Raw genomic sequence first — 21634 nt, 5'->3', positions numbered from 1 at the left:
GACTGATCTATTCACCAGCTAATTTATTCTCGAGCCAATTTATTCTCGAGCTAATGCATCAATCGGGTTTAGTCGAGCAGCACTGCGGGCCGGTAGATAACCAAACACAACACCTATCACTGTAGAGCACAAAAATGCGCTGAACAATGCAACCGGCGGGAAAGCTATCTGCCAGTTAGGCAGAAACATCTCTACAACCAGACCGATGGCAAAGGATAGCGTGATACCCAGAGCTCCACCGACCAGGCAAACCAGAATCGCTTCAATTAGGAATTGCTGCATAACATCACTGGATCTCGCCCCTACAGCCATGCGAATACCAATCTCTCGAGTGCGTTCGGTCACCGAAACCAGCATAATATTCATCACCCCAATTCCCCCCACCACTAATGAAATTACTGCCACCAGTGTCAGGAACAATTGCATGGTACGGGTAGTTTTTTCCGCCGTTTGCAACAAACTATCCATGTTATAGGTGAATATGTCTTTCTTGCCGTGGCGCATCGTCAACAACCGCACTAGCTGCTGCTCAGCTTCTTTGCTGCTATACCCCTCTTTAATGCGGATAGTTATCGAATCAAAGTAGGCACGCCCCATCAGACGGCTCGCCATGGTGCTGTAAGGTACCCATATTCGCAGCGCTTTACTGCTACCAAACATAGATTGCTTTTCTTCTACCACCCCAACCACGGTGGCAGGCATATTCCCCACCAATATGACCTGCCCTACGACGTCTTTCATATGCGGGAACAAGCGGCGCTGGGTATTACGGTCAATAACAGCAACTTGCGACTGGCGTTCAACCTGCTCACGGGTAATGGCCGTTCCCTGTTCGAGTTTCATACCATATACACGGAAATACTGTTCACTGACCCCCGATACGCTGGCGGCAACATCAATATTGCCATAGCGGAGCCGCATACTGCCTGCGATGGTCGGGGATACAGCACTGACGTAGGACTGTGCTTTCAGTGCTGCCATGTCGTCATAAACCAATGCCTGCCGGGTACTGGGGTCGTCATCACCGAAATCTTTGCCGGGATAAACATCAATAGTATTGGTGCCAATAGCCCGGATATCAGCAAGAACGAGTTGTTTGGCCGCATCCCCAACTACCAAGATAGAGACAACAGAGGCAATACCGATAATGATGCCCAACATGGTCAAGGCCGTGCGCATTTTATTGGCCGACATAGCACGCCAGGCCATTAATAAAGCCTCGCGGAAACGACCCGCCAGTTGCTGCCATGATGGAGCGGGTGGCGTCAGACTAATTGCCTCAGAAGCGGCCACTGCTTGCACCGTTTTCGAGCCTGAATCCGCCATAATGCGGCCATCTTTTATTTCGATAACCCGCTCAGCTTGAGCCGCAACAGTAGGGTCATGAGTCACAATAATAACCGTGTGCCCCTGCTGCTGTAGCTGTTTCAGAATAGCCATAACTTCAACGCTGGAATGACTATCCAGTGCACCGGTTGGCTCATCAGCCAAAATCACCTGCCCACCATTCATCAGAGCACGGGCGATACTGACACGCTGCTGCTGCCCACCAGATAGCTGGTTGGGTTGGTACCCGACACGGTCGCCCAGCCCCAGACGGGTGAGTAACATATTGGCCCGCTCGCGGCGTTCATTTTTACCCAAACCGGCATAGACCGCCGGTACTTCGACATTGTGGGCAGCACTGAGATGCGGCAGCAAATGATAACGCTGGAAAATAAAGCCAAAGTGCTCACGGCGCAGAGCCGCGAGTGCATCATTATCCAATACCGCCACATCCTGCCCTGCGACGCGGTAAACACCAGCACTAGGCTTATCCAGACAACCCAGAATGTTCATCAGCGTCGATTTACCCGAACCGGAAGCGCCGATAATTGCTACTAACTCACCGGCATTAATTGTCAGTGAGACATCCTGCAATACATCCACGGTCTCTTCACCGGACTGATAGCTACGACGGATGCCTTTTAACTCAAGCAATGCCGTCATTACGTCTCCTCCGTGCCACCGCGGCTAACGATGACCTCATCACCGATATTCAAACCAGAAATCACCTGTGCATCAACGTTATTACGGATACCAATCGTCACTTCACGTTTCTCTTCTTTACCGTCTTTCAGCACCGCGACCTGATAACGGTTAGTCCCTAACTCATCACCCAAGGCCGATAACGGAATAACCATTGCCTGTTTTACGTTGGCAAGTTGAATTGAAACCTGCGCAGTCATTTGCAGGCGTAATAAGCGATCTGGATTCGGCACCTCAAAACGTGCCGAGTAGAAAATGGCATCATTTACTTTTTCTGGTGTTGGTTGAATATCTTTTAACTCCCCATCAAAGTGTTTCCCAGGATCACCCAGCACGGTAAATGAGGCTTTCATCCCCGGTTTAAGATGAATGACATCCGCTTCGGATACCTGCGCATTCACCAACATAGTGCTCATATCCGCCAACGTCAGAATATTAGGCGCTTGCTGAGCGGCGATCACTGTTTGCCCCTGCAAGGTGGTGATTTGCACCACATCGCCATCCATTGGCGCAGAAATTTTGGTGTAATCGAGATTAATATTGGCTGTATCCAAACTGGCTTTAGTTTTATTAATTTGCGCATTAATCGTCTCTACCTGCGCTTTTTTCACTGCCAGCGTGGTACTGGCCTGATCCAAGTCTTGGCGTGATACCACCTGTAATTTTGCCAAATCCTGTTGGCGGCGCAGGGTGACCGCGGCCAGTTGCATTTCAGCCTTCGCCTGTGCCAACTGAGCATTCAAATCCTGTAATGTCGCCTCTACTTCTTTAATTTGGTTCTGTGCCTGTTGCGGGTCGATCATCGCCAGCAATTGTCCTTGCTTAACTTGATCGCCAATCTCCACATACAGTTTTTCCAACTGGCCACTGACCTGTGCACCCACATCAACTTTACGTACCGCATCGAGTTTGCCGGTTGCCAGAACATTCTGTTGCAAGTCACGATTGGCAACTTTTACTGTTTGGTATTGCACCGGGGCTGGGGCCGTCAGATGTCTGATGAGGAAAAAACCCCCGATAATTAACACGGCAATTATGGTAAGCCATCGGCGCTGACTGCGACTGAACTGAATCAAATCAATTACCTTCCCTATTCGTCAATTTTTCAATCTGCTGAAAATAGCATCAGAAATTCTCATTTAACTAAACCAAATATCAATACAACCGTGCTATAGGCGAAATCTAAGATGCATTGAGCCTCTGTTTAGTTCCCGTTTGTTTGAATAGCGCCAGAAACACAGCGATATTACGGATTTAATCATGCATAACATCAATAACACAGCATCAATCCCCAACAATATTAACCGTTGGGGGTTAATTACATTGCTATTCAAAGGTAGTCAGGCTCTGGGCGGCTCATGGCAAAAGTTGCGGTTTCGGCTTAAATTTATCGCCCGGACCCTTATCAGCCCAAAACTGACCTTTCGTTTATTGGGTGTACTGGTAAAACAACCGTTACTAAACAGTATACTGCGCGCACAACCCGATTTGCCTTGTAAGTTGCATCGTCCTTATCTGACTAACACGCTCAATAATCGCCAAAAACTGGGGGTGCTACAGGATCATTTCCTCTTGGTAAACCAATGTATGCCTGCAGCATTACGTCGCAACTACTTGCATACTTCGCCCTATAAACTGGCTGAATTAATTGGCAAGAATGAGGAAAAGTATTCTCTTTATTTGGGTGTTATTCCAAAACTCAATAAGGAGGGAGAAATTACGCTGATGCTGGCAAATGAGCAACAGCAAACGCTGGCGGTGCTGACTTTCAGCCTGTTTTACTATCAACAGCAAAAAACATTGTTTATTGGTGGGTTACAAGGTGCCGATAATGGAACACCACACAGCGCAATTCACACCAGCACTAAAGCTTGTCATGGTTTATTCCCTAAACGTTTGGTATTGGAAGCCGCATGCTGTCTGGCAGAGTTAATGGGAATAACACAAATTAAAGCCGTGGGGAATGAAACGCACATTTATCAAAACTGGCGCTATCGGGCCAAGAAAAAAGAGAAATTGCATGCTGACTATGACAGTTTTTGGTTGTCTGTTGGCGGAGAAGCGTGCACAGAAGGCCATTTCAATTTACCGACCAAAATCGCGCGTAAACCGATTGAAGATATTGCTAGCAAAAAACGGGCAGAATATCGCCGCCGCTATGAGTTACTTGCACAACTTGAGGGGGCGTTAGCCACGCATTTTACTCACGACGTGGCGTGACCCGTGTTGAAGTGATCTGGTGCTAATCGGCTCGACCACGCGCCAGCCAAACTACTTGAGAGAACATTTTTTTCAGTAATAGGGGGACAGATTCTACCCCCCTCTCTTTGGCCTGACTGGCAACCTCAATAGCCAGATCCGGCTTTGAGGTACGGTGAATCGCCTTTTCAATCACTCTACGCGGCTGCATTTTGGCATTGGCAGGAATTGCTGAGATCCGATGATAGACATCATCAAAGCCAGCGCGATATAAAAAGTGTTCCATATCTGGTGCTGGCAATATGGTCAGGCGATCCCGTTCATGATCGCGCCCATTGTCCGCCATATTACGCACCGTGGCGGCATACTTTTTACCGGCATCATCGCCATCAGTCAGAACATGCCATTGAATGCCCATCCGGTTGGCAAACTTAAGCAGCGGGCGCAAACCACTCTGAGCGAACTCAATAACTTTTACTCCTTCAGCTTCAAAGTGGTAACCACACTGGCGAGCAAACTCATTGAGTAACCAGATCTCTGTTTCACCTTCCACCAGCAGCCAGCAACGAGCAAACAGGGCTGAGGGCCGATTGAAACGAATATGGAAAGCGATACGGCGGCTATCTTCAGGGCTCATGCCACGAGAGCCAATACGATAAGTCGCGACTTTTGCCGATTCGCGCACCAATCGGCAAATGCTCTCTATCGGCACTAATGACACTAACTCACCGGAATTTGTCGTGGTAATCCGTTGCAGAGGGAGCTGGCTGAGCAACCCCCAGGCGACGGACAGCATTATCGGATGCAAGCGGGTTTCAGGGTCTTCTACCAGTAGCAAGGGCCGAGAATGGGGATCGAGACTCAATGGCCCTTTAGCCTGCAATAACGTTGAAAACATCCCTAAAAGTATCAACCGCATACTGCGGCTGTTCGGCTCAGCCACCATCCGGTTTATATTGTCGAGGGCCAGCCAAGCTTCACGTTCCGGTTGTGGCCGATAACGGTGATTACGCAAACCGGCGGACTGCGATCCAGACTCGGCAAAGTAGTGTTCCAGCAGTTGGCGCATCGCCTCCAAGCCCCGGCGTAATTCTGAATTAGTCAGTTTCTGTGGGTTACGGACCAACTCACGGCTTAATTGATCCAATTGCTGGTTCAACGCCACTTTATCAGGTGCATGGCTGTTTTCGGTGCTGCTACGGAGCCGGCGCATAAAGCGCGCATCACGCAATCGCAATACCGGGTGGATACGAATAACGCCACGTGCCAACTTCTCAATATCGTGCAAAGACAGTGGCTGGCCTTCTAAATCAAGGAACGTACGCCAGGTACACACCGTGCCATCATCAGCCAGTTCCCCCTCGACCCGATAATAAATACGATGCAGACCATCATCATTTTTTATCCATAATGGGGCTAAATGGCGGTAACGTGGGGAGTGCCAATGACCAATGTCTTTCTCACAAAAGGTAAAAATAACCTGTAAATGGCGCTCTTTAGCCGTCTCGTCCCCTGCCGGATAATAAAAATCCTGCACGGTAAAATGATAGAGTTGAGGTTCGGGAGACAACAGCAACGTGAGCGCATCTAATAAGCTGGATTTACCCCAGGCGTTCTCACCGATTAGCACAGTATTATCGTCAAGGCTCAATGAAATACGATTAATACCGCGAAAACCGACAATATCAACACGTTCAAGATACATGCTACGCCTCCGGTGCGAATTTATTCATACTGATACTACAGATAACACTGTTAACTCAGCAATCATAGTCGATTGTCTTGACGCCAGACGCAAAAAAACCTTACGGGTCAAGTGCCGCGGCCCGTGCGTACTGCTTTACTCTGCCGCTGATTTTAGATAGCTTATTGCGCCACAGCTCATTATTCATCTGCTCATGATAACCAAAGTCATTGGCGTTACAATAAGTCCACAAGCGAATGATTAATCGGTCTCGAACCGATTTGCACAACATTCATGCTCGTTCACAGGGTGAGTCTCAAGTAGGTTCATTCATTCCGATGAGCTTACATCGATAAGTGATTCGGGTGGGCAAGTGCAGCTAACACCACAGTAACGTCAATGAAGAAGGGTATAGGACGGTATAACTCGTGTATTCAGGATTGTTGATCATACTTTTGCCGTTAATTATTGGTTATCTGATCCCACTTAGTCGCAAACCATTAATTCAATTAATCAACCGCTTATTAAGCTGGATGGTTTACGTTATTTTATTTTTTATGGGGATCAGCTTGGCCTTTTTGGAAAACCTCAGCGCTAACCTGCTGCTCATTTTCCAGTACACCGGCATCTTTTTTCTGTGTATTTTTTGTGCCAATTTGCTCGCACTGTTTTTGCTCGAACGCAAAATACCGTGGAAGAATACTCATCGGCAGGAAGCATTACCCTCACGGCTGCATATGGCGCTAGAGTCATTAAAACTGTGCGGCGTAGTCATTGTTGGCTTCCTGTTGGGTCTAAGCCAATGGGAGTGGTTGCAGTTTGCCGCCAAAGGCAGCGAGTTGGCACTGATTTTCCTGCTGTTCTTAGTGGGGATTCAATTGCGTAACAGTGGTATGACACTGCGCCAGATAGTGTTGAACCGCCGTGGCACCATGGTGGCATTTGTGGTAGCAATCAGTGCCTTACTCGGTGGTATGCTTGCTGCACTACTGATCGGTTTGCCGGTTAAAACCGGGCTGGCGATGGCCTCTGGCTTTGGTTGGTATTCACTGTCTGGTATTTTGCTGACTGATGCGTTCGGCCCAGTAATTGGTAGTGCCGCATTCTTTAACGATTTGGCGCGTGAATTAGTGGCAATCATGCTGATTCCAACCTTAGTCCGCAGTAGCCGCTCCACGGCGCTTGGCTTATGTGGCGCCACTTCTATGGACTTCACCTTGCCGGTATTGCAGCGCAGTGGTGGGCTGGAGATGGTCCCTGCCGCTATCGTCCACGGTTTCTTGCTAAGCTTACTGGCCCCGGTATTGATCGCTTTCTTTTCTTAATCACTTTATTACCCAGCGCCGTGGATCAGCCGATTCACTGTGCGCTGTTCCTACCTAATAGTGAATAAATTCTCATTCGCAGCAAAAGTTGCGCCAAATCAAAACAAGTGAAAGTTGCATTAAAAAAGCCTTTTTAAACCTCGGGTGCACCTCTATGCTTTTAAACACGCATTACAAATGCAACTTTAAAAGGAAAAATAATTATGTTCTGTGTGCAATGTGAACAAACTATCCGAACACCTGCGGGTAACGGCTGCTCTTACGCGCAGGGGATGTGCGGAAAAACCGCCGAAACCTCTGATTTACAAGACCTATTAGTTGCTGTACTGCAAGGGCTTTCCGCATGGGCATTGACCGCCCGCGAACTTGGTATTATCGATCATCAGATTGATAGCTTTGCACCCAGAGCTTTTTTCTCGACCCTGACCAATGTGAATTTCGACTCAGACAGAATCGTCGGTTACGCGAAAGAAGCCATCTTATTGCGCCAATCACTGGCCATTCGTTGCCGCTTGCTTGATAGCACTATCACGGTTGATCACCCACTGGCTGAGCTACAACTACTGTCCGACGATATCCCTACCCTGCAACAACAATCGCTGCAATTTGCGCTAAACAACGATAAAGCTGACGTCGGTGACGATATCCACGGCTTGCGCATGCTGTGCTTGTATGGACTGAAGGGGGCGGCGGCCTATATGGAACATGCCCATGTCCTGGGGCAGTTCGATGAGCAGATTTATGCTGATTATCATGCTTATATGGCCTGGTTGGGTACCCAACCGCGTGATGTCGACACGCTACTGAATAATGCAATGGGTATTGGCAAAATGAACTTCAATGTGATGGCCATTTTGGACCACGGCGAAACCCAAGCCTATGGCGATCCACAGCCAACGTCGGTGAATGTGCGCCCGGTTGCCGGTAAAGCTATCTTGATCTCCGGTCATGATCTCAAAGACTTACAAATGCTGTTGGAGCAAACTCAGGGAACCGGCGTTAATATTTATACCCACGGTGAAATGCTGCCTGCTCACGGCTACCCTGAGTTAAAACGCTATCCACATCTGGTGGGTAACTATGGCAGTGGCTGGCAGAATCAGCAGACCGAATTCGCCAAATTCCCCGGTCCGATCCTAATGACATCTAACTGTATCATTGACCCGAACGTAGGCAATTACGGTGATCGTATCTGGACCCGCAGTATTGTTGGCTGGCCGGGTGTTAATCACCTGGATGGGGAAGATTTCACCCGCGTCATTGAACAGGCATTGGGGATGGCTGGCTTCCCGTATAATGAGCTGGAACACTTGATTACTGTCGGCTTTGGCCGCCAGACCTTGTTGAATGCGGCAGATACCGTTATTGATTTGGTCGCCACTAAAAAGCTGCGTCATGTATTCCTGGTCGGGGGATGTGACGGTAGCCGTACAGAACGTAGCTATTTCACTGATTTTGCCCGCAGTGTGCCACAAGATTGCATCATCATGACACTGGCTTGCGGCAAATATCGCTTCAACAAACTGGATTTTGGTACCTTGGAAGGCTTGCCACGCCTGCTGGATGTCGGCCAGTGTAATGATGCTTACTCCGCCATCATGCTGGCGGTTAAATTATCAGAAAAACTGGGTTGTACCGTCAATGACCTGCCACTCAGTCTGGTACTGTCATGGTTTGAACAGAAAGCCATTGTCATTCTCCTGACCCTGTTGTCATTGGGTGTCAAAAATATTTATACCGGCCCGACCGCGCCAGGTTTCCTGACTGACAACCTGATGGCCATCCTCTACGAGAAATTTGGTATGCGTCCTATTACCACCGTAGAGCAAGATATGAGTGCGATTTTGGGGAGTTAAGTCAATATTTTGGCTCATTAAGTAATGGCACATTGCCCGGCCAGAGTGGTTTATTGCCACTGGTCGGGCACTATTAATGGCTTTTTGCCCGAAAATGACCTGATTCGTTGTGAGGTTTTGATGACTGATTTTATCCCAACCGACTGTCCTACCGCCCTGTGCCCTAACCGCATGCAAGTTCATTCCATCTGGCAAGAAACACCCGATGTCTGGAGCCTGCGGTTAATTAATCACGATTTTTATCCTTATTTGCCGGGCCAATATGCCTTGGTAAGCATTCGCAATAGTGATGAAACGCTGCGGGCATATACGCTTTCCTCGACACCCGGTTTAAGTCCGTTTATCCAGCTCACCGTGCGCTGTTTAGCTGATGGGGAAGGATCACGCTGGTTGACCCAGCAAGTCAAGGTGGGGGATTACCTGTGGCTTTCCGATGCTCAGGGCGATTTTACTTGTGCTCACGCTGATGATGACCACTACCTGATGCTAGCTGCTGGCTGTGGTGTCACTCCCGTGATGTCGATGTGTCGTGACTTACTGGCACGGCGTGCACAAGCAGATATCCGGGTGATATTTAATGTGCGCTCACCAGCAGATGTCATTTTTGCCGCTAGCTGGCAAGCCTTGTTACAGCGCTATCCACAACAATTACAGCTCACATTGATGGCTGAATCAGAGGCCAGCGATGGGTTCGTTGCAGGTAGAATCAATGCACAAATAATGCAACAGGTAGCACCTGACATTGCCCACCGCCGGGTGATGACTTGTGGGCCCGCGCCCTATATGGATTGGGTTGAGCAGTATTGCCGCGAACAATCAGTTCCAGCAGATCATTTCCAGAAAGAGCAGTTCCGCACCCGTGACGACGTTGTCGATAGCGGTAATGAATTGACGATGACCATCAGCCATCCTTTGCGCAGTGTTAAAGTCCCGGTGGGTACGTCCCTGCTATTCGCCTTGGAACAACACAAAGTACCGGTGATGGCCGCCTGCCGCGCGGGTGTTTGTGGTTCTTGTAAAACCCGTATTCTGCATGGCGAATATACCACCAGCAGCACCATGACGCTGACAGCAGAAGAGATTGCTCAAGGTTATGTGTTAGCTTGTAGCTGCCAGTTACAAGGTGATGTCCAACTAGCCTGAATGCCGATTAGCCTCCATTAATGGCGCAATTATTGCCAAACGCGCCATACTTTGACCTCATAGAATAATGACTCGCCATTAATCCTTGAGGGAACACAACTATGAAGCAAACTGTGGCAACACTGGTCGCAAAAACGTTGGAACAAGCAGGTGTTAAGCGAATATGGGGTGTAACCGGCGACTCACTCAATGGCCTGAGTGATAGTCTGCATCGGATGGGCACTATCGAATGGCTGGGTACTCGCCATGAAGAGGTGGCCGCCTTTGCCGCCGGGGCTGAGGCACAACTCACCGGGCAGTTAGCAGTCTGTGCCGGTTCCTGTGGCCCGGGTAATTTGCATTTGATTAATGGCCTGTTTGACTGTCATCGTAATCATGTCCCCGTATTGGCTATTGCCGCACATATTCCCTCCAGTGAGATTGGCAGTGGTTATTTCCAGGAAACCCATCCGCAAGAACTGTTTCGCGAATGCAGCCACTATTGTGAGCTGGTTTCTAACCCGGAACAGTTGCCACGGGTGCTGGAAATCGCCATGCGTCAAGCTATCCTCAATCGCGGCGTATCAGTGATCGTATTGCCAGGTGACGTGGCGTTACAACCTGCACCAGAAGATGCCGCCATCGTGTGGCAAACACCCAAATTACCGCTAGTTCAGCCGCTGATGAGTGAGTTGAACATTTTGGCGCAAACGCTTAATCAGGCGAAAAATATCACGCTAATGTGTGGTAGCGGCTGTGCTGACGCCCACGATGAAGTGGTGAAGTTAGCTGAAATGCTGCAAGCCCCGGTAGTACATGCCCTACGCGGGAAAGAACATATTGAGTGGGATAACCCTTACAGCGTTGGCATGACAGGGCTGATTGGTTTTGCCTCCGGTTATCATGCCATGCTCAATGCCGATACCCTGATTCTGCTGGGAACACAATTCCCCTACCGTGCATTCTATCCAACCAACGCCAATATCATCCAAATTGATATCAACCCCGGCAGTATTGGTGCGCATTGCCCGGTCAATATGGCGCTGGTCGGCGATATCAAAACCACGCTTAGCGCGCTGTTGCCACAACTAGAAGTCAAAAGTGACAGCACATTTTTGCAAAAAGCGTTAGAGCACTACCGTACCACCCGTAAAGATCTGGATGGTTTGGCGATCGCCAATGATAATCAACCCATCCACCCGCAATATCTGGCACAACAGATTAGCCGCCATGCCACTGATGACGCAATATTCACCTGTGATGTCGGCACACCGACGGTATGGGCGGCCCGCTATCTGGAAATGAACGGTAAGCGGCGTTTACTGGGATCGTTTAACCATGGATCGATGGCCAATGCCATGCCACAAGCCATTGGCGCGCAAGCAACGGCCCCTGACAGGCAAGTGGTTGCCTTATGCGGTGACGGTGGTTTCACCATGCTGATGGGGGATTTTCTCACTCTGGCACAATTAAAACTGCCGGTGAAAATTGTGGTGTTTAACAACAGTGTTCTGGGGTTTGTCGCCATGGAGATGAAAGCCGGTGGCTATCTGACCGATGGCACTGACTTGCATAATCCAGACTTTGCCGCCATTGCCAATGCCGCCGGTATCAAAGGGATTCGGGTCGAGAAAGCCTCCGAATTAGATGCCGCACTAGAGAGTGCTTTCGCTCATCCGGGGCCGGTTTTGCTCGATGTGGTCACCGCCAAGCAAGAGCTGTCGATGCCACCACAAATCAAATTTGAGCAAGCCAAAGGATTCAGCCTTTACATGCTAAGGGCTATCATTAATGGCCGTGGCGATGAGGTGGTCGAGCTGGCAAAAACCAACTGGCTCCGCTGATTCCCTAAGCCATCTGGTAACAGAATAATTAGCAATGAAAGTGGTTTTTTAATCACTTTCATTGTTTCCCCCCTCCAGTTTCTGATTGAGACAGAAATTATCCTTATATTTTATGTGTCATAAACGACATTTTTTACTCGTCACCCAGCAAAATAGCAAATAGAGGCGTACTGTCTTTTAATCAGTGGTTGCCATTATTTATCAGGATAATTGTTAGTAGCTATATAAGCAGCACGCTAACTTTATTTATGGTGGTGTCATTATGTCAAAGAGAGCCAAATCAGGGACTTCGGCTACGGCTGAATTAACCTGTTTACTGCGGGCAAAGTCATACGGTGATAAACGGCCTTATTTTAAAAGTGATGATTACGTGGCGGTTATTCTAAGCCAGACCTTCCATTCATTCTTTTCTATGATGCAGAAAACCTTTCTATTGGGCGATGATAGTTTACATATCGCTACCCCGGCAGGAATTTACCCTTATATTGTCGCCAGAACCTTGTATATCGATGATCTATTTAAGAAAACCGCGGGTCGATTTAGTAAAATATTTATTCTGGGTGCGGGCTTTGATTCAAGAGCAATTCGTTTCTATCACGCACTGCAACATAGCCGGGTTTATGAGATAGACCATCCAGCCATGCAACAATCTAAAATAGAGAAACTCCGTGAGTGCGATATCACCCCACCTACCAATCTAACTTTTTTACCCCTTGATTTTAATCTGCAAAGTCTGGCGGACATTCTGGCGGATATCCCGTTACAGGCGGGTGAAAAATGCCTGTTTCTGCTGGAGGGGTTATTGATGTACCTCGAGCCAGAACAGGTAAAAACACTGTTTAGTGCCATAAGTGACTACTGCAATGAAGGTAGCCAAATTATCTGCGACTTTGTTTACGCTCATCTGTTGACGGAACTCTCGGTATTAACCGACGAAGAAGGCTTACCCCAGCACAACCCGGAATATGGCGCAAAAGAGAGTGTTGAACGTGTACGCAGTATTGGCGAAGAGTGGACGTTTGGTATCACTACCCGCGGCATAGATACCTTGCTGGAGCAATACGGTTTCATATTATTGGATAAGGCTGATGCCCACGAACTGGAAACGCGGTTTTTTACCGATAAACAAGGCAAATGCCTGGAGGAAATTAATACATCTTCGTGTTTGGTCTATGCCCAGCGAGAAAAATCCTAATAAATCAGCCAATAATGCCAATTCGAATTAATTATCAGTTATCACGATAAATATTACTCACCAAATAGCTAAATAATACCTTTCACTCCTTTCTTGTTTTATCAATCTGGCTATGATGAAGAATATCTTCTTATTCTGACCGCGAGAAAATTATGCTGATCGATTTACGTAGTGACACAGTAACTCAACCTGACACCGCAATGCGCAATGCGATGGCTAACGCTGAAGTGGGTGATGATGTCTATGGCGATGACCCAACGGTTAATGCCTTGGAAGCTAAAGCCGCCAGCCTGTCAGGTAAGGAAGCGGCACTGTTCCTACCAACCGGCACCCAGGCCAATCTGGTGGCACTATTAACCCACTGCCAGCGGGGTGAAGAGTATATTGTCGGTCAGAAAGCCCATAACTATCTGTATGAAGCTGGTGGCGCGGCAGTGCTTGGTAGCATTCAGCCACAACCTATTGAAGCCAATGATGACTGTACCCTGCCACTGGATAAAGTGTTGGCAGCCATCAAACCCGATGATATTCATTTTGCTCAGACCCGGCTGTTGAGTTTGGAAAATACCCATAGCGGCAAAGTGTTGCCTCTTCGTTATTTACAGCAAGCTTGGGCGCTGACTCGAGAGAAGAAACTGGCACTGCATATCGATGGCGCACGTATTTTTAATGCTGCCGTCGCCTTAAATGTGCCACTAAGCGAGATCAGCCAGTATTGCGATACCCTGACGATTTGCCTCTCAAAAGGGTTGGGCACACCGGTGGGTTCCCTGTTGTGCGGCAGTGCTGAGTATATTCAACGCGCCCGCCGCTGGCGTAAAATGACCGGTGGCGGTATGCGTCAGGCGGGTATTCTGGCCGCGGCAGGCTTGTATGCCTTAGAGCACAATGTCAGCCGGTTAAAAGATGACCATGACAATGCAATATGGCTAGAGCAGCAACTGCGCGCATTGGATATCGAAATTGCAGCACCCGGAGCGCAGACCAACGTACTGTATATTAAGCAATCCGCCGAGGCTGCCGCCAAGCTTGGCCCTTGGATGCGTGAACGCGGTATATTGATCAGTGCAGGCCCGGTAACTCGAATGATTACTCACCTCAATATCAGCCGCCATGATCTGGAGAAAGTGGTTGCGCTGTGGCGTGAATTTTTGACCGAGCAGCGCTCATGACACCGCAACGGATATTGGTATTAGGTGCCAGTGGCTATATCGGCCAGCACCTGGTTCCAAAGCTCAGCCAACAAGGACACCATGTTATTGCCGCCGCCCGCCGCATTGAGTGGTTAAAAGAGCAACAGTGGTCGGGGGTCGATTGTCGCTTCGTTGATCTTTATCAGCCAACCACCCTCAGTGCTGCGTTGCAAGATATTGATGTCGTTTATTATCTGGTTCATGGTATGGGCGACGGGCAGGACTTGATTGAACAGGAACGTATTGCTGCTAATAATCTGAAAACGGCGCTACAACACAGCGCCGCAACCTCATCGCCCACGGTGAAACAGATTATTTATTTAGGTGCATTACAACCCGAGGATAACAGCTCGCCTCATCTGATTGCGCGTAAGTTAACCGGTGAACTGCTGCGCCAAAGCGGCATTCCGGTCACCGAACTGCGCGCCAGTATTATCGTCGGCCCCGGTTCGGCCGCGTTTGAAGTGATGCGCGATATGGTTTATAACCTGCCCATCCTCACCCCGCCACGCTGGGTTCGTTCTAAATCTTCGCCCGTTGCACTGGATAACCTGCTGGTGTATTTGACTGAATTACTCAACCATCCGGCACAAGATAACCGAATTTTCGAGGTTGCCGGGCCGGAATACATCAGTTATCAGACCCTGTTTGAGCGCTTTATTGCGATCAGTGGTAAACGGCGTTGGCTGATTCCGATCCCACTCCCTACCCGGTTTATTTCGGTTTATTTCATCAATCTGGTCACCTCGGTACCCACGTCGATTGCCAGTGCATTGATTGCCGGATTGAACCATGATTTACCAGCCAATGGTGAGGCTTTGCAGGCGCTTATCCCACAACAGTTGATAAGTTTTGACGACGCGGTCAAAGAGACACTGCGCCGTGAAGATGAAGTGGTCGACTCCGCCGACTGGGGCTACGACCCCGAGGCCCGCGCCCGCTGGCGGCCCGGCTACGGATTTTACCCTAAACAGGCCGGTTGCCAGCTATCGACTACCGCCTCCAGTGAGGCGCTGTGGCACGTGGTGCAACAAATCGGCGGTAAAGAAGGTTATTTTTATGGCAATCCGTTATGGAAAATCCGCGCCTGGATGGATGACATCGCCGGTGGTGGCGTGGTATATGGCCGCCCAGAGCGGGAAACACTGGCATTAGGCGACCTGATTGATGGTTGGAAAGTCATTACAATCAAACCATTACGCCAATTAGCCATGATGTTCGGCATGAAAGCGCCGGGTCTGGGCCGTCTCACTTTTACTATCAAGGATTTAGGTGGCTGCCGAAGCATTGATGTGCGGGCGTGGTGGCATCCGGCCGGTTTTAGCGGTTTACTGTACTGGTTTGTAATGATGCCAGCACACCTGTTTATTTTCCGTGGAATGGCAAAACGCATCGCGGCGCTGGCCGAGCAATATGATCGTGAACCTACCGCACCCGCGCACAACGAATCAGAGCCTTAAATCAAACGGCGTGATGCATCCCCTATTTAATGGGCGTTGCAGCTAATAACGCTGCAAATTCAAGTAAGCAGGGGATTCTGATTGCATAGCACCGCATTTCACGAAAGAATGGCATCTTATTTGCTGGGCGAATGATTCCAAACGCTAGCATTCTGATTTTTGGTGGGAACCGAATTCGCTATGAAGGTATTGGTCACCGGTGCAACCTGTGGGTTAGGCCGAAATGCCGTTGAATATCTCCGTCGTCAGGGTATTAAAGTCATCGCCACCGGCAACAATCCGGCGATGGGCGCATTGTTGACAAAAATAGGTGCTGAATTTATTCATGCAGATTTGACAAACCTGGTCTCCTCGCAGGCGAAAGCCATGCTGGCAGACGTCGATACCCTATGGCATTGCTCTAGTTTTACCTCTCCTTGGGGCACCGAACAGGCGTTCGAACTGGCTAATGTGCGCGCCACACGCCGTTTGGGGGAATGGGCCGCAGCCTATGGTGTGGAGAATTTTATTCATATCTCCTCACCTGCTATCTATTTCGATTATCACCACCATCGAAATATTCAGGAGGACTTCCGCCCGGCACGTTTTGCTAACGAGTTCGCCCGCAGTAAAGCTGCCGGTGAAGAGGTTATCAAACAATTAGCACTTTCCAATCCACAAACCCATTTCACTATTTTACGTCCGCAGGGGTTATTTGGCCCTCACGACACCGTGATGCTGCCGCGCCTGTTACAGATGATTAAGTATTATGGCACTTTGCTGTTACCCCGTGGCGGTAATGCGTTGGTGGATATGACTTACCTGGAAAATGCAGTGCATGCGATGTGGCTGGCGACTCAACGTGAGAACACGCTGTCCGGTCGCGCTTATAATATTACCAATCAGCAGCCCCGCCCGTTGCGCACCATCGTGCAACATTTACTGGAAGAGTTGGATATGACATGCCGTATCCGCTCCGTGCCCTACCCGATGATGGATATCATGGCCAGAGCCATGGAGAAACTGGGGAATAAAGCAGAAAAAGAGCCGGTGCTGACACATTATGGCGTCGCTAAGCTCAATTTTGATCTAACGTTGGATACCCACCGAGCTGAAGAAGAATTAGGCTATCGGCCCATTGTCTCACTGGACGAAGGGATTATCCGTACCGCCCGCTGGCTGAAAGAGCACGGTAAGTTATGCGCTAAGTAAAACAGCACCCTAGGTAAAAATTGGTGGAAATGGTTGATTTACTGACCAACTGCAACTCTGATGACTTTGGGTATATACTGAAATAACTTTCATAACAGATTCTTTCACCTAAGGTCATCATATGAAAAAGAAAAATATTGCCGTTGTTCTTCCTCTTGCCATTCTACTTAGCGCCTGTACCAGCACCGTTGATCCCGCTTATAAGGATATCAGCAGCCGTACTGCACCTTGTGTTGAAGGTGGGCCGGATACCGTAGCGCAAAAATTCTATGACCTCCGCGTGCAACAAATTGGTCATCAAAGTGGCTTGCCTGATGATAATCTCTCGGCCCAATTTCGCCCTTATTTGAGTCAGGCGTTGTACGAACAAATTCAGATTGCCAGAAAACAGACTGGCAACCGCACTACGACCCAGGTGAATAAAACTCAAACCATAAACGGCGATATTTTCACCAGCCTGCGGGAAGGGAGTACCAGTGCCGACGTTGCCAGTGCCTCAACCATTCCCAATACCGATGCCAGAAATATTCCGCTGCGGGTTAATTTGACGCATCAAACTGCAGGTGGCCAATCGGTGATGTGGCAAGACGAAGTGCTGATGATACGTGAAGGGACATGCTGGGTTGTCGACGATATCCGTTTTATGGGGGTATCTGCACCGGCAGGGAGCTTACGGCAGCTACTGGGTGATCACTAACCAGCCCAAAATGCCACCAACACCCCTGCAATTTGAAAGAAAATGAGTATCCCCTATAGATTTCGGATTGCAGGTAGGCGGCAAAGGAGTGCATCCCGATGAGCTTACACTGGTAAGTGATTCGGGTTAGCGAGAGCAGCCAACATCCCTGCAATTTGAAAGAAAATGAGTATCCCCTATAGATTTCGGATTGCAGGTAGGCGGCAAAAGAGTGCATCCCGATGAGCTTACACTGGTAAGTGATTCGGGTTAGCGAGAACAGTCAACACCCCTGCAATTTGAAAGAAAATGAGTATCCCCTATAGATTTCGGATTGCAGGTAGGCGGCAAAGGAGTGCATCCCGATGAGCTTACACCGGTAAGTAATTCGGGTTAGCGAGAGCAGCCAACACCCCTGCAATTTGAAAGATAACGGGGATAGCTCTGTCAGATTTATGCATCGCGTGACAAATTCCCTCGGATATCAGTCAAATCCAAATGTTATGCTGTTTTGCTGGGTTTATTCTGGTTATTAATAAATTTTAACGCACAAAGATTGCATAAGTATGCCGCGGAAGTTACCATTCACCGCATCATTGGCTATTCAGATTTGGCGCATGAGTATTCAACTTAACGGAATTAACTGTTATTACGGCGTACATCAGGCGCTGTTCGACATTACATTAGACTGCCCGGCCGGCGAGACCTTAGTGCTATTAGGGCCAAGCGGTGCAGGTAAAAGCTCATTACTGCGCGTACTCAATCTGTTGGAAATGCCCCGTTCAGGGACTTTGCAGATCGCCGGTAATCACTTCGACTTTACTCAGGCTCCCGGTGCAAAAGCGATTCGCGAATTGCGCCAAAATGTGGGTATGGTGTTTCAGCAATATAATCTTTGGCCACATCTGTCAGTGGTACAAAACCTGATTGAAGCCCCTTGCCGTGTGCTGGGTCTATCAAAAGATGAAGCCATGGCACGGGCGCAGAAGCTGCTGTCACGGTTGCGTTTGACTGATTTTGCTGACCGCTTCCCCCTGCACCTTTCTGGTGGCCAACAACAGCGAGTGGCGATTGCCCGCGCGTTGATGATGGAGCCGCAAGTTTTGCTGTTTGACGAACCCACAGCGGCACTTGACCCGGAAATTACCGCACAAATCGTCAGTATCATCCGTGAATTGGCCGGCACCGGCATCACTCAGGTGATTGTTACCCATGAGGTTGAAGTGGCCCGCAAAACGGCCAGCCGTGTGGTCTACATGGAAAACGGTCATGTGGTGGAACAAGGTGATGCCAGCCACTTTACACAACCAACAACCGAAGCTTTTGCCAGCTATCTGTCACATTGATATCTATTTGGGAATTTGCGATGAAAAAATTAATAATAGCGGCCGTCCTTGCCAGTATCAGTCTGTCCGCCTCTGCCGCGGAAACTATCCGTTTCGCGGCTGAAGCCACTTACCCGCCATTCGAATTTATTGATGCTAATAATAAAATGCAGGGCTTCGATATCGATCTGGCTAATGCGCTGTGTAAAGAGATGCAAGCCGAATGTACCTTTACCAACCAAGCCTTTGACAGCTTGATCCCAAGCCTGAAATTCAAACGTTTTGATGCGGTGATTTCAGGTATGGACATTACCCCTGAGCGCCAAAAACAAGTAGCCTTTACTAAACCTTATTACGATAACTCCGCACTGTTTATCGCTGAGAAAGGTAAAGTGGTTGATTTGGCGGCCCTGAAAGGCAAACGAGTCGGGATGCAGAATGGTTCTACCCATCAGAAATACCTGATGGAAAAACACCCTGAAATTACCGCCGTACCTTATGACAGCTATCAGAATGCTATTCTTGATTTGAAAAATGGCCGTCTGGACGCAGTATTTGGCGACACTGCGGTCGTCAACGAGTGGTTGAAGCAGAATAACCAACTCGCTGCGGTGGGTGACAAAGTGACTGACGCTGACTATTTCGGTACCGGTTTAGGTATCGCAGTGCGTCAGAACAACACCGAGTTACAGGGTAAGTTAGATGCTGCACTGGCGAAAGTTAAAGCAGATGGCACCTATCAGACAATTTATAAAAAATGGTTCCAGCAGTAATCTAAACACCCATGAATGAATTTCAACCTTTAGCAAGCGCCGCCGGTATGACCGTCGGCCTTGCCGTTTGTGCACTGGCCCTCGGTCTGGTTCTGGCGATGCTGTTTGCCGTCTGTGAATCATCACGGGTGAAAGTGGTCAGCTACCTGACTACCGGCTGGGTCACCATTTTGCGTGGGCTACCGGAGATTCTGGTGGTCCTGTTTATCTATTTCGGCTCCTCCCAGTTGTTGATGATGCTGTCGGACGGTTTTACCCTGAATCTTTATCTGTTTGAGCTCCCCATTAAGCTCAATATCGATAATTTTGAGGTGAGTCCGTTCTTGTGCGGTGTTATCGCACTCGCCCTGCTCTATTCTGCTTACGCCTCGCAAACCTTACGCGGCGCACTGAAAGCAGTGCCTATCGGGCAGTGGGAGTCCGGTCAGGCATTGGGTTTGAGTCAGGCGGCCATCTTCTTCCGTTTGATCATGCCGCAGATGTGGCGTCATGCATTGCCAGGCTTGGGCAATCAGTGGTTAGTGCTGCTGAAAGACACGGCGTTAGTGTCACTTATCAGCGTCAATGACCTGATGCTACAAACCAAAAGTATTGCAACCCGGACCCAGGAACCTTTCACTTGGTATGTAATTGCAGCGGCAATCTACTTGGTGGTGACTCTGCTGAGCCAGTATGTGCTCAAATGGATTGAACTCCGTACCACTCGTTTTGAACGGAGCCCATCCTGATGCTGGAATATTTACCCGAGATCCTTAAAGGGCTGCATACCAGCCTGACGTTGACGATTGCATCACTGTTGGTGGCACTGGTGTTGTCGCTGCTGTTTACCATTGTGTTAACGCTAAAAACACCGATTATCACGCCACTGGTTAAAATTTATATCACACTGTTCACCGGCACCCCGCTGCTGGTGCAGATCTTTTTGATCTATTACGGTCCAGGTCAATTCCCCGCTATCCGTGAATATCCGTGGTTATGGAGCTTATTGTCGCAACCTTGGTTGTGCGCAATGATTGCGTTGGCATTGAACAGTGCGGCCTATACTACGCAACTGTTCTACGGTGCAGTTAGGGCAATTCCATCGGGTCAGTGGCAATCTTGCGAAGCATTGGGGATGTCAAAAGCCCAATCGTTACGCATCCTACTGCCATTTGCCTTTAAGCGCGCATTATCATCCTATTCCAATGAAGTGGTCTTGGTATTCAAAAGTACCTCATTGGCTTATACCATCACATTGATGGAAGTTATGGGCTATAGCCAACTGATGTATGGCCGTACCTATGACGTGATGGTGTTTGGTGCCGCCGGGATTGTCTATCTGTGCGTGAATGGTTTGCTGACGTTGCTGATGAGATTGGTGGAACGCAGAGCACTGGCGTTTGAGCGGCGCAATTAAGATTATTCTTTTGATTTTGTGACCAATTTGGTTGTTAGCTGTTTAGTGATCATATTCGGTTGTTAGGGCTTCACAGCTCACCTGACCTCCAATGAACCAACCGGCAAAGGGGCCATAAGCGTGGCCCCTTATGCAATCCCGCGCTTGCGCTAAATATTGCCCTGTGGGTAAACCTCCTGCGTCTTTTGGGCTAACGAGCCAGCGCGATTCGCATCCCTGCTCAAGCGCGCTTTTCGCGGGGGTAATTCGTCCCATCCCTGGAACTCACCCCTTCGGGGCCGCTGCTAGCAGCGTTCAAATCTGTTCCCGGCAGATTTGTCCATGCCCGCTCACTCTACCCTCCCTCCTGGTCGGCAACATTCCTGAT

The 21634-nt window shown here is 49.0% G+C and carries 17 protein-coding genes; 14 read left to right on the top strand and 3 right to left on the bottom strand.

Going from position 1 to position 21634, the window contains the following annotated elements; genetic code table 11:
- Window positions 1-39: 39 nt before the first annotated feature.
- Together macB and macA are read right to left on the bottom strand one after the other, a co-directional pair.
- Window positions 40-1989, bottom strand: a complete 1950-nt coding sequence (gene macB / locus V1955_RS08110; protein WP_083158422.1) for a macrolide ABC transporter ATP-binding protein/permease MacB — start codon at window positions 1987-1989, stop codon at window positions 40-42.
- Window positions 1989-3101 carry a macrolide transporter subunit MacA gene (macA, locus tag V1955_RS08105; protein WP_442821431.1) on the bottom strand — a complete coding sequence of 371 codons (1113 nt, stop codon included), beginning with the start codon at window positions 3099-3101 and terminating at the stop codon, window positions 1989-1991. Before macA ends, macB begins: the two co-directional genes overlap by 1 nt.
- Window positions 3102-3288: 187 nt before the next feature.
- Here macA and V1955_RS08100 point away from each other — a divergent pair, with 187 nt between their 5' ends.
- On the top strand, window positions 3289-4248 hold the full coding sequence (locus V1955_RS08100; RefSeq protein WP_442820771.1) for a VirK/YbjX family protein: 960 nt from the start codon (window positions 3289-3291) through the stop codon (window positions 4246-4248).
- A 22-nt stretch (window positions 4249-4270) separates the two neighbouring features.
- On the opposite strand, the gene V1955_RS08095 is transcribed toward V1955_RS08100, so the two are convergent.
- Entirely contained in the window at window positions 4271-5932 is a 1662-nt protein-coding gene (locus V1955_RS08095; RefSeq protein ID WP_083158419.1) for an ATP-dependent endonuclease, read from the bottom strand.
- A 407-nt stretch (window positions 5933-6339) separates the two neighbouring features.
- Between V1955_RS08095 and V1955_RS08090 the strand changes: the two genes are divergently transcribed.
- From V1955_RS08090 to artM, 13 genes are all read left to right on the top strand, one after another.
- Window positions 6340-7236, top strand: a complete 897-nt coding sequence (locus V1955_RS08090; RefSeq protein ID WP_083158418.1) for a lysine exporter LysO family protein — start codon at window positions 6340-6342, stop codon at window positions 7234-7236.
- Between the two features lie 203 nt (window positions 7237-7439).
- The gene (hcp, locus tag V1955_RS08085; protein WP_083158417.1) at window positions 7440-9092 is read left to right on the top strand and encodes a hydroxylamine reductase; all 1653 of its coding nucleotides are present in this window, start codon (window positions 7440-7442) and stop codon (window positions 9090-9092) included.
- 120 nt (window positions 9093-9212) lie between these two features.
- Window positions 9213-10235, top strand: coding sequence for an NADH oxidoreductase (gene hcr / locus V1955_RS08080; protein ID WP_442820770.1), 1023 nt, complete (start codon window positions 9213-9215; stop codon window positions 10233-10235).
- A gap of 101 nt (window positions 10236-10336) precedes the next feature.
- Window positions 10337-12058, top strand: a complete 1722-nt coding sequence (poxB, locus tag V1955_RS08075) for a ubiquinone-dependent pyruvate dehydrogenase (protein ID WP_083158416.1) — start codon at window positions 10337-10339, stop codon at window positions 12056-12058.
- Window positions 12059-12320: 262 nt separating this feature from the next.
- On the top strand, window positions 12321-13253 hold the full coding sequence (locus V1955_RS08070) for a class I SAM-dependent methyltransferase (protein WP_372559353.1): 933 nt from the start codon (window positions 12321-12323) through the stop codon (window positions 13251-13253).
- A 152-nt stretch (window positions 13254-13405) separates the two neighbouring features.
- The gene (gene ltaE, locus V1955_RS08065; RefSeq protein ID WP_442820769.1) at window positions 13406-14425 is read left to right on the top strand and encodes a low-specificity L-threonine aldolase; all 1020 of its coding nucleotides are present in this window, start codon (window positions 13406-13408) and stop codon (window positions 14423-14425) included.
- A complete protein-coding gene (locus V1955_RS08060) occupies window positions 14422-15906 on the top strand; it encodes a DUF2867 domain-containing protein (protein WP_372569328.1) in 1485 nt (494 codons plus the stop codon). Before ltaE ends, V1955_RS08060 begins: the two co-directional genes overlap by 4 nt.
- 180 nt (window positions 15907-16086) lie before the next feature.
- Window positions 16087-17097 carry an NAD-dependent epimerase/dehydratase family protein gene (locus V1955_RS08055; protein WP_083158412.1) on the top strand — a complete coding sequence of 337 codons (1011 nt, stop codon included), beginning with the start codon at window positions 16087-16089 and terminating at the stop codon, window positions 17095-17097.
- A gap of 121 nt (window positions 17098-17218) precedes the next feature.
- Window positions 17219-17794, top strand: coding sequence for a lipoprotein (locus V1955_RS08050; RefSeq protein WP_372569329.1), 576 nt, complete (start codon window positions 17219-17221; stop codon window positions 17792-17794).
- A gap of 596 nt (window positions 17795-18390) precedes the next feature.
- Window positions 18391-19119 carry an arginine ABC transporter ATP-binding protein ArtP gene (gene artP, locus V1955_RS08045; RefSeq protein ID WP_050074082.1) on the top strand — a complete coding sequence of 243 codons (729 nt, stop codon included), beginning with the start codon at window positions 18391-18393 and terminating at the stop codon, window positions 19117-19119.
- 20 nt (window positions 19120-19139) lie between these two features.
- Entirely contained in the window at window positions 19140-19871 is a 732-nt protein-coding gene (gene artJ / locus V1955_RS08040) for an arginine ABC transporter substrate-binding protein (RefSeq protein ID WP_442820768.1), read from the top strand.
- Window positions 19872-19882: 11 nt separating this feature from the next.
- Window positions 19883-20599, top strand: coding sequence for an arginine ABC transporter permease ArtQ (gene artQ / locus V1955_RS08035; protein WP_005184781.1), 717 nt, complete (start codon window positions 19883-19885; stop codon window positions 20597-20599).
- Window positions 20599-21267 (top strand): arginine ABC transporter permease ArtM, encoded by a 669-nt coding sequence (artM, locus tag V1955_RS08030; RefSeq protein ID WP_032899150.1) that lies wholly within the window; start codon window positions 20599-20601, stop codon window positions 21265-21267. The genes artQ and artM overlap by 1 nt, the downstream gene beginning before the upstream one ends.
- The last annotated feature ends 367 nt before the right edge of the window (window positions 21268-21634 follow it).

Source organism: Yersinia sp. 2545 StPb PI (assembly GCF_052217125.1).
Lineage (GTDB): Bacteria > Pseudomonadota > Gammaproteobacteria > Enterobacterales > Enterobacteriaceae > Yersinia > Yersinia enterocolitica_E.
Note: the sequence above shows the minus strand (reverse complement) of the source record. Positions and strands in the feature narration are given on the sequence as shown.

What these genes read in the sequence shown, in the direction of transcription:
- V1955_RS08100 (WP_442820771.1), top strand. Translation starts at nt 3,289, where the DNA reads ATGCATAACATCAATAACACAGCATCAATCCCCAACAATATTAACCGT.
- V1955_RS08050 (WP_372569329.1), top strand. Translation starts at nt 17,219, where the DNA reads ATGAAAAAGAAAAATATTGCCGTTGTTCTTCCTCTTGCCATTCTACTT.
- V1955_RS08055 (WP_083158412.1), top strand. Translation starts at nt 16,087, where the DNA reads ATGAAGGTATTGGTCACCGGTGCAACCTGTGGGTTAGGCCGAAATGCC.
- V1955_RS08070 (WP_372559353.1), top strand. Translation starts at nt 12,321, where the DNA reads ATGTCAAAGAGAGCCAAATCAGGGACTTCGGCTACGGCTGAATTAACC.
- hcp (WP_083158417.1), top strand. Translation starts at nt 7,440, where the DNA reads ATGTTCTGTGTGCAATGTGAACAAACTATCCGAACACCTGCGGGTAAC.
- macB (WP_083158422.1), bottom strand. Translation starts at nt 1,989, where the DNA reads ATGACGGCATTGCTTGAGTTAAAAGGCATCCGTCGTAGCTATCAGTCC.
- artP (WP_050074082.1), top strand. Translation starts at nt 18,391, where the DNA reads ATGAGTATTCAACTTAACGGAATTAACTGTTATTACGGCGTACATCAG.
- ltaE (WP_442820769.1), top strand. Translation starts at nt 13,406, where the DNA reads ATGCTGATCGATTTACGTAGTGACACAGTAACTCAACCTGACACCGCA.
- hcr (WP_442820770.1), top strand. Translation starts at nt 9,213, where the DNA reads ATGACTGATTTTATCCCAACCGACTGTCCTACCGCCCTGTGCCCTAAC.
- V1955_RS08060 (WP_372569328.1), top strand. Translation starts at nt 14,422, where the DNA reads ATGACACCGCAACGGATATTGGTATTAGGTGCCAGTGGCTATATCGGC.
- V1955_RS08095 (WP_083158419.1), bottom strand. Translation starts at nt 5,932, where the DNA reads ATGTATCTTGAACGTGTTGATATTGTCGGTTTTCGCGGTATTAATCGT.
- artM (WP_032899150.1), top strand. Translation starts at nt 20,599, where the DNA reads ATGCTGGAATATTTACCCGAGATCCTTAAAGGGCTGCATACCAGCCTG.
- artQ (WP_005184781.1), top strand. Translation starts at nt 19,883, where the DNA reads ATGAATGAATTTCAACCTTTAGCAAGCGCCGCCGGTATGACCGTCGGC.
- artJ (WP_442820768.1), top strand. Translation starts at nt 19,140, where the DNA reads ATGAAAAAATTAATAATAGCGGCCGTCCTTGCCAGTATCAGTCTGTCC.
- poxB (WP_083158416.1), top strand. Translation starts at nt 10,337, where the DNA reads ATGAAGCAAACTGTGGCAACACTGGTCGCAAAAACGTTGGAACAAGCA.